Below are 3,537 nucleotides of genomic sequence, written 5' to 3' on the forward strand. Positions count from 1 at the left end.
ATCTGGCGCTGAAGGACAAGCTGGACGCGGTGGTCGAGCTGGAGCGGCTGATCCTCTACCAGCGCTGGCTGCTGACGTTCGCCAACAACTTCATCAGCATGCCGGACCTCTACCAGACGAAGCGGCGCGCGCTGGTGGAGAGGGGGACGCTCATCCTCGGGGGGCTCCGGTACAGGCTGGCGGTGCTGGTGACGAACCACGCCGCGCACCTCGCGCTGACGAACCAGGGCACCACCTGCACCCTCTACGTGCAGGTGATGGCGAAGGAGGGCGGCGAGCACTACGAGGTGGCCGTGCCCGTCACGGGGGGCCGGAGCGGGCACCTCGCGGTGGGCAAGCGGGGCGTGTTCTACGACGTGGAGGGCCGCGAGTTCGACGCCGTGGTGACGCAGGTCGTCCGCCAGCCCGTCTCGTTGTGGGAGGCGATGCTGATGCCGTTCGCGCGGATTGGTCATTTCATCACCTCGAAGATCGAAGGGCTGTCGGCGGCTGGCGAGAAGTCGCTCGACGCGCAGCTGGAGAAGGTGGTGCCAGTACCGGCCGTGCCCGCTCCGGGGACTCCCGGGGCTGCCGTGCCCGTGGGTCAGGTCGCGGGACCGGCCGGTTTCATCGCCGCGGTGGGACTCACGGTCGCGGCCATTGGCTCGTCGCTGGCCTTCATCGTGACGCAGGCCAAGTCGCTCACGCTGGTGGATATCATCACCGCGGCGAGCCTCATCGCCACCGGCGTCATGGTGCCCTCGGGCCTGCTGGGGTGGCTCAAGCTGCGCAAGCGCAACCTGGCGCTGTTGCTGGAAGGGTCGGGCTGGGCGCTCAACGACCGGTTGGGGCTCACGCCGAAGCTGGCCTCCCTCATCACCCGCCGGCCGAGGCGGCCGAAGAGCGCGAAGGTGGACCGGACCGACGTGTTGCGCTCGGTGATCGAGACGGTACGCGAGGATGACCAGGATGAGCGGCCCTCGTGGGGCCCGCGGCTGGGCCTCGTGCTGTTCATCCTCTTCATCGTGCTGTGGCAGTTCCGCGAGCCGCTCGTCCGCGCGGCCTGCGGGCACCAGTGGTTGGCCGGGAGCACGTGCGACTCCCTGCTCCCGCCGCCCGCACCACCGGGTCCCTGAGGCGTTCTACCTGACGACGTACCAGTTCGTGTCCGCGAAGCCCTGGAGCACCACTTCCGAGAGTCGGGTGCCACCGCGCATGAACCAGAGGGCGAGCCGGCCCTGGGTGCGGTGGTGCCACAAGATGTCCTGATCTCCGTCGCGATTGAGGTCCCCTACCGAGATCGGGCGCCAGTTCACATCGGGGAGGCCCTGAAGCACCCCAGTCGAGAGCACGGTGCCCTCGTGCATGAACCAGAGGGCGAGCTGGCCCTGGGTACGGTGGTGCCACAAAATGTCCAGGCTCCCGTCGCGATTGAAATCCGCCGCCGTCACGGGCTGCCAGTTCACATCGGAATAGCCTCGAATCACCACGTCCGAGAGCCGGGTGCCCGCGCGCATGAACCAGAGGGCGACCTTGCCGTTCGTCCGGTGGTGCCACAGGACGTCCAGGTCCCCGTCACCATTGAAGTCCGCCGCTGTCACGGGCCGCCAGTTCACGTCGTTGAAGCCCTGGAGGACCACGCTGGAGAGCAGGGTGCCCGCGCGCAGGAACCAGAAGGCGAGCTGGCCCTGGGTGTGGTGGTGCCACAGGACGTCCAGTTCGCCGTCGCCGTCGAAGTCCCCCGCCGTCACCGGCTGCCAGTTCACGTCGGGATAGCCCTGAAGCACGACCTCCGAGACCCGGCTGCCATCCCGCAGCAGCCAGAGGGCGAGCTGGCCTCGGGTGCGATGATGCCGCAGGACGTCCAGGTTGCCGTCGCTGTCGAAGTCTCCTGTCGCCACCGGCTGCCAGTTCACGTCGGAGGTGCCCTGGAGCTCCACCTGTGACAGCTGGGCGCCATCCTTCATGAACCAGATGGCGCTCTTGTCGGCGGTGCGGTTCTGCCACAGGACGTCGAGGCTCCCGTCCTTGTTGAAGTCCGCGCTCTTGTTCCCACACAGCCTGGCACTGGCATTGTTCGTGGAGCGGCAGAAGCCACCAATCGCCGAGTAGACGTAGGTGATGTCCTCGCCGCGGCAGCCCGTCTCGGGGCACGTGTTCACCACGTTGCAGGTGCCGGTGTTGACGTAGTCCGTATCCCCGCGCACCAGGATGCCCGCCACCGTGTAGCCACTCGTCTCGTAGACGCCCGAGCCCGAGTTGCCGCCGAAGGTGTCCGTCGTGGCCACGAAGTAGTCCAGCGTGCCCGCGCGCGGGTCTCGCACCGAGCCGCCCGAATCCACCTTGTACGGTATGCCGCTGCCACAGCCGATGACGGCCACGTTCTGCCCGCTGGCCAGGGCGGTGTTGCCCGTCTTCACCGGAGCGGGAGTGAACCGCGGCGTGGCCGGCCGATCCAGACGCACCAGGGAGTAGTCCACCGAGCCCTGCTTGCGGGACACGATGGAGGTGCAGGTGAAGACGTCCGCGGTGGTGACCGGTTGGAGCGTGCCCGCCGCGGTCTGGTAGTAGTTGAAGACGAAGCGCATGTCGGCGCAGTCCGCCGAGGAAGAGATGCAGTGGCCCGCGGTGAGCACCACGTCGTCGTCGATGAGCGTGCCGGAGCAGAAGGCCGCCGTGGGGTCTTCCCGGAAGCGTTCCGTGGGGCAGAGGCTGAAGCGCCTTCCCAGCGTCGGGGCATTGAAGGTGACGTTGTTGGGGTCCGTGGTGTCGAGCGCCGTCAACATCATCACCGCCACGGTGGACTGCTGCGCACGCGCCCTCAACGTGGCGTCCGGGTGCGCGTACACGTCCTGCCGGTTGTCCGTTCCGTAGACGACCTCGCCCCGCGTCTGGCCAAGTGATTCGCCATCCCCCAGGTGTCGAGGGTCATCATCTGACTGTTCCGTTGGGCTACAGGCCAGGGACGAGAGCAGCACCAGCAGGGGCCAGCGTCGGTAGGTGCGTGAAGGCGAATGGGTCTCTCTCATGAGTGCAGGGAAATGCCCATCGGGACCTCGTGCCGCATCCGACCCCGGGGGGGCTGGTGCCAGGGTAATAAAGACTTGCATGGACAAACCCTGTCAGGGAAGAATAGACAATCCATGTCGTGCCAGTGTTGCTTTATAATTACAGCGACTGTGACTGGCATGATTTTGATGAGATGTGATTTGACTATTCTCGATGCTTGGTCAGCCTTGAGCGCGATGGGCTGTCATGGCCACGCGGCCTAAATCCTTTGTGCCGCCAATTCCGGCGGCATCACCCAACAGGAGGCAGGACCATGAACGAGAGGAAGCTTCGGCTGAACAAGGAGACCATCCGGAACCTCTCCGATGAGAGCCTGGATCAGGTCGCTGGTGGCCGGGGGAAGACGATCGTCGTCACGATCAGCGGGGCCAACTCTGGGTGCATCAACGTGAGCTGCAAGGACTGCAACTCGTTGGTCATCGTCGGCAACGTCTGTAAGTAGGCGACCATCCGGTGATGCGGTGACTCGCGCCGTGTAGAGAGAGCGGC

2 protein-coding genes and 1 pseudogene are annotated in these 3,537 nt (G+C 66.0%); 2 read left to right on the top strand and 1 reads right to left on the bottom strand.

Annotation, left to right across the window (positions count from 1 at the left end):
• Positions 1–1,115, top strand: a pseudogene (locus tag VF794_RS32900) (kinesin); the annotation flags it as partial.
• A gap of 6 nt (positions 1,116–1,121) precedes the next feature.
• Here the strand turns inward: VF794_RS32900 and VF794_RS32905 are convergent.
• Positions 1,122–3,008 carry an FG-GAP-like repeat-containing protein gene (locus VF794_RS32905; RefSeq protein ID WP_331117074.1) on the bottom strand — a complete coding sequence of 629 codons (1,887 nt, stop codon included), beginning with the start codon at positions 3,006–3,008 and terminating at the stop codon, positions 1,122–1,124.
• A 293-nt stretch (positions 3,009–3,301) separates the two neighbouring features.
• Between VF794_RS32905 and VF794_RS32910 the strand changes: the two genes are divergently transcribed.
• Positions 3,302–3,490: a class I lanthipeptide gene (locus VF794_RS32910; RefSeq protein ID WP_331117075.1), complete on the top strand. Its 189-nt coding sequence runs from the start codon at positions 3,302–3,304 to the stop codon at positions 3,488–3,490.
• Positions 3,491–3,537 lie beyond the last annotated feature (47 nt).

The organism is Archangium sp., from assembly GCF_036389735.1.
Taxonomy (GTDB): Bacteria; Myxococcota; Myxococcia; order Myxococcales; family Myxococcaceae; genus Archangium.